The organism is Clostridium tagluense, assembly GCF_003865095.1.
Classification (GTDB): Bacteria; Bacillota; Clostridia; order Clostridiales; family Clostridiaceae; genus Clostridium_AD; species Clostridium_AD tagluense.
In genome coordinates this window covers 1-1,973 of the sequence record NZ_BHYK01000088.1, presented here as the reverse complement: position 1 = coordinate 1,973, position 1,973 = coordinate 1, and the positions used below count along the sequence as shown (strand labels likewise).

Here is a 1,973-nt window from a genome sequence, read left to right as displayed (position 1 = left end):
TATTTTCCTACGTCGTAGCAACTGGTTCTTTTATTGCTCCCATATCTTTTAATACTTCTCCTACCATTTCTCTTAAATTGAATAATTTTGGGACTTGCTCAAATGTATAAGTACCTCCAATTATTAAAGTAATCCATACCTTTGTACAACCAGAATTTTTAGTGAAATTAAACATATTAATCATCCTTTCTCTTATATATTTTATTTTTTTAGACATAAAAATAACACCTATACTTTAGGTGTTGCCATTGTCGCTATCATAGCCATCATTTCTGCATTAGATTGCTCTAGTGATTGCATTCTCTCTTGAATTGTTCGCTCTTGAGTTTTTGGAATATCAATATACTCATACCAAAATTCCTTTGTCTTTATATTATAATACAATACTTCTGTTTTTCCGTTTTGTGGTATAGGTTCTGGAATTTTTTCTACTAGAACACCATTTTGCATTATTTCATCTGATAATATAGATGGATTATAATGAATTAACGTTACCATAGACCTTGTATCAGTTCCTAATTCGTATTTAATAAAAATCATATTATTTACCTCCCTTATTCCTTATTTTATACTTGTTTACTAAATGCACCAACTAAACCTCTATCTCCTACAACCGTTGGATAATTAAATTGGTCTGGGGTGTTAACTAGATTTATCCCAATTCCCATGCTTTTATATCCTCCTGTGGTTGGGTCTACGATTAGTATATCTTCGGAAGAACCTGCATTACCATATGTTGTTACCGTTATTTTATTATCTTGAGTAAGGGCTATACTACCTATATTATTAGTAAATATTACACTCCATAAAAGTGTTCCAATATTAGAATATTTTGATAGTTTTTTATCACTATCTATTAAATAAATATTATCACTATCATCAATGCAAGGTCTAGCCATTTGAGGAAAAGCATTTCCTTTTAAAGTTGTTTGGGTTGATAAGTTTGAATCTACCTTCATTAAGTCATTATTACTCCCTTCATATTTAGTAAAAATTAATTCATTTAATGAATTAGTTGCCATAAACCAAACTTTGGTATAAACATAAGCATTAAAATCGGAACTTCCATATTCATTTACTCCATATAATGAACTGTAAGAACTTCCACCAGTCAATAAAGAATATGATTTACCTGTTCTACTAACAGTAATTTGACTTGTTTTACCACTGTTTTGAGTACTTTTTTTCCAAATTTCTTTAAAATCCAAGTCTGTACAACGAATATAATTATTTTCTTCGTCGTTCCAATATATTCTCCCACCGCCATATTCTGACAAATCAAAATATGTTGTGTTCAACATTGGTGAGGATGCTTTTATAAAACTGCCTGTTAGTGCATCATATACTTTGAATATAGACCTACTAGTATACGTATCATATACTAATACGTATATTCTTTTGTGTACTGGGTCATATCTAGAACAATGATAAATTTCATCGCTTGCTATAACAGTAGAATTACTCCATTCTAATTTATTTTCCACCAAAGAATAACAATAGAGTGTACGATTTGTTATTCTGAAAATACGAGGTGTATAATAACCAATAAAATCTTTCCATAGCCCACTTATATTTCCTTTTGGAATTACTTTTTGTTTCCAAACGCCACCAATATTTTCCCAGATATTTTTAGCTTGTTTCCAAACTCCACCAATATTTAACCATGTTGCTTTGCTCATATAACATCACCTCTATTCATATTGGAAATAAATATCACCATCGGCCCCTCCTGTTGGGATTGCTGTTCCAGATGTTATTTTTCTCTTTCTTTCTATGGGAAGCACTGATTCATAAGTTCCTGTATGCAAATGGTCTGTAGGAGATTTAGTTGCTAGTTGTTTCACATTTTCAGCCAAGTGTGACTCAACTGAACTTCCATCTAATGCTAAAACGTTACTAGCAGTTGTTTTTGGATTTACATTGTCCCACGCGGTATTATTCGCATTTCTTTGTTGCATTTGTATATTTATATC

Annotated in this window: 3 protein-coding genes and 1 pseudogene; all 4 read right to left on the bottom strand. The window is 31.1% G+C overall.

Translation table 11 applies throughout. The annotated features are described in order from the left end of the window. Positions 1–7: 7 nt before the first annotated feature. Positions 8–217 carry a hypothetical protein gene (locus Ctaglu_RS24530; protein ID WP_125006679.1) on the bottom strand — a complete coding sequence of 70 codons (210 nt, stop codon included), beginning with the start codon at positions 215–217 and terminating at the stop codon, positions 8–10. Positions 218–228: 11 nt separating this feature from the next. Further along, positions 229–540, bottom strand: a complete 312-nt coding sequence (locus tag Ctaglu_RS24525; RefSeq protein WP_125006677.1) for a hypothetical protein — start codon at positions 538–540, stop codon at positions 229–231. 26 nt (positions 541–566) lie between these two features. Beyond that, positions 567–1,679, bottom strand: coding sequence for a hypothetical protein (locus Ctaglu_RS24520; protein WP_125006675.1), 1,113 nt, complete (start codon positions 1,677–1,679; stop codon positions 567–569). 12 nt (positions 1,680–1,691) lie between these two features. Further along, positions 1,692–1,973: pseudogene (locus Ctaglu_RS25690) on the bottom strand (hypothetical protein); the annotation flags it as partial.